1 protein-coding gene and 1 pseudogene are annotated in these 2960 nt (G+C 68.0%); both read left to right on the top strand.

Going from position 1 to position 2960, the window contains the following annotated elements; all coding sequences use genetic code 11:
- On the top strand, positions 1 to 1597 hold a 1597-nt coding region (locus RHBS_RS26210), incomplete at its 5' end, for a PD-(D/E)XK nuclease family protein (protein WP_145977619.1).
- Positions 1594 to 2960: pseudogene (locus tag RHBS_RS26205) on the top strand (ATP-dependent helicase); the annotation flags it as partial. The gene RHBS_RS26210 and the pseudogene RHBS_RS26205, both read left to right, overlap by 4 nt.

The raw sequence follows: 2960 nt of genomic DNA, 5'->3' as shown, positions 1-2960 counted from the left end.
TCAGGCCTTGGGGCGGCCGCGTCCGCCTGGGGGTGGTTCGGCCGGTGCCCAGGCCGACCGCGACCTGGATGCGGTGGTGGCGCTGTTCGATGCGGCGGCGGCATATGTGGACAGGTTGCCGCGGGCACAGATCGGTGGATTCCTCGATTACATAGCGCAGCAGGAGATTCCCACTCTGAACTCACACCGACCCACGGTTCGAGCCGACGCGGTGACGCTGCTGAGCGCGCATTCTGCCGCGGGTCGGGAATGGGAGCTCGTCGCGGTTGCGGGGGTGCAGGAAGGGCTGTGGCCGGGTCTGCGGTCACGCGGCAGCCTGCTGGGCACCGACACCCTGGTCGACCTCGCGTCCGGAAAGGTCGATGCCGCTGCGGCGCTCGACGGGCGATTGTCGAAGTCGGCTCCGTTGCTGGCCGAGGAGCGCACGCTTTTTCTGGTGGCGTGCAGCCGCGCTCGATCGACCTTGCTCGTCACCGCCGTCGATTCCAGTACCGGAGATGCCGATCTGGTCCGGTCGCGATTCGTGGACGAACTACGCGGCGTCGACGGCGGAGAGGAGTCGGATCTCGCACCCGAGCTCCCCGGGCCGGAGACTGCACACCGAGTGTTGGCGCTGCCCATGCTGGTGGCCGAACTGCGGAGTGTGGTGTGCGATCCGGTTGTCGCCGAACAGGATCCGGACAAACGAGCCCGAGCGGCCCGGCATCTGGCCACTCTCGCCCACGCCGGTGTCCGCGGCGCACATCCCGACGAGTGGTTCGGGGTGGCAGGGCCCAGTACCGACGCGCCGCTGTGGCAGCTCGGCGACGGTCCGGTGCCGCTGTCGCCGTCCACGGTGGAACAATTGACCACCTGTCCGCTGCGGTGGATGCTCGAACGTCACGGCGGCAACGACGGCACCAATACCCATGCGGTCACCGGCACGCTCGTGCACACTCTCGTCCAGGCGGTGGCCGGTCGGATACCACCGGAGCAACTTCGTCGCGCCCTCGAAACGGCATGGGATGCCGTCGATCTCGGGTCGCAGTGGTACTCGCGGCACGAGCTCGACCGAACCGGGGCGATGCTCGGGACCTTCGAGGCCTGGCTGCAGGGCAGTCGAGGCGAGCTCACCGAGGCCGGAGTCGAAGTGCGCGTCGACGGCATACTCGACGCCCGGTCCGAGGACGAGCCTGCGGTGGCGTTGCGCGGTCGCATCGACCGACTCGAGCACGATCCGGACGGTCGGCCGGTGATCATCGACGTCAAGACGGCGAAGACCGTCATGTCGAAGGAGGACGCACGAAACCACCATCAGTTGGCCACCTATCAGGTCGCGGCGGCAGCCGGTGCCATCGAGGGCGAACCCGCGGGCGAACCAGGCGGAGCGCGGCTGGTGTTCGTGGCCAAGCCCCACAACAAGGACGGCGCGACGCAGCGTGTCCAGGAAGTGCCGACACCCGAGAAACTCGAGGAGTGGCGAGACACCGTGCACCAGGCCGCATCGGCAACACAGGGACCCACGTTCGAGGCGCGGATCAACGACGGTTGCAGGCACTGCCCGGTCAAGTCCAGTTGCCCGGCACACGAGACGGGTAGGCAGGTGACCGAACAATGACGACAGCGACGAAGACACGGACCGGTTCGGCGCGGGTGTCGCCGGTCGAACTCGCCCGGGCGCTCGGGCAGAAGCATCCACCGACCGACGAACAGGCCGCTGTGATCGCAGCGCCGCCCGGCCCGACGCTCGTCGTCGCGGGGGCAGGTGCGGGCAAGACCGAGACCATGGCTGCCCGCGTGGTGTGGATGGTGGCCAACGGTTTCGTCGACCCGGACCAGGTTCTGGGTCTGACCTTCACCCGAAAAGCCGCACAGCAGTTGACCTCTCGGATCAGAGCTCGACTGGCTCGGCTGGCCGGATCCGATCTGGTGCGCGCACTCGACCCCGGTCTGGGATTGCGCGAGCGAATCCTCGGTGCCGAGCCGGAAGTGAGCACCTACCACTCCTATGCAGGCCGATTGCTCACCGAGCACGGCTTGCTGTTGCCGATCGAACCGTCCGCGACACTGCTCTCGGAAACCGAACTGTGGCAGCTGGCCCACCGGGTCGTCAGTACCTGGGACGGCGACCTGGACACCGACCGCAACCCCACGTCGGTGACCGAGGCGGTACTCGCGCTCTCCGGTCAGTTGGCCGAGCATCTGGTCGATCCCGAGGATCTGCGGCACGCGCACGTGGAGCTGGAGAAATTGGTGCACACGCTCGGGCCGGGGCGCGACAACGCGGTGGCCCCACCAAGGAGTTGCTGAATATCCTCGACGCACAGCATCAACGAATCGGGTTGCTGCCGTTGGTGGAACGGCTGGCGCAGACTCTGCGGCGCGAGGGCGCACTGGATTTCGGCTCGCAGATGTCGATGGCGGCGCGGGTCGCTGCCGAGCACGCCGAGGTGGGCATCGCAGAGCGGCAACGCTTCCGGCTCGTGTTGCTCGACGAGTACCAGGACACCGGCCATGCCCAACGCGTTCTGCTGTCGTCTCTGTTCGGATCCGGTAGCGACCCGCAGTTGGCCCTGACTGCCGTCGGCGATCCTATGCAGTCGATCTACGGGTGGCGCGGCGCATCGGCAGCGAATCTGCCTCGGTTCGCCACCGATTTTCCGAAGGCGGACGGAAGCCCCGCGCCTCGGCTCGAATTGCTCACCAGCTGGCGAAATCCGCCCGAGGCATTGACGCTGGCCAACCTGATCACCGACCATTGCGCCGCGTCGGCGTGCCGGTGCCGACTCTGCGAGCCCGCCCGGGTGCGGTTCCCGGTGATGTCCGACTGGCCGTCACCGACACCGTTCCGGACGAACGAGAGTGGATCGCCGACCGGATCGCGGGGGAGTACCGCGCTGCCCTCGAGCAGGATCGGCCGCCGCCCACCGCTGCGGTTCTGGTGCGCCGCAACGCCGACGCCGAGCCGATCGCTGAGGTGC

Origin of the sequence: Rhodococcus sp. BS-15, assembly GCF_000813105.1 — a bacterium.
Lineage (GTDB): Bacteria > Actinomycetota > Actinomycetes > Mycobacteriales > Mycobacteriaceae > Rhodococcoides.
The sequence above is the reverse complement of the archived record's forward strand: the minus strand, read 5'-3'. Positions and strand labels throughout refer to the sequence as shown.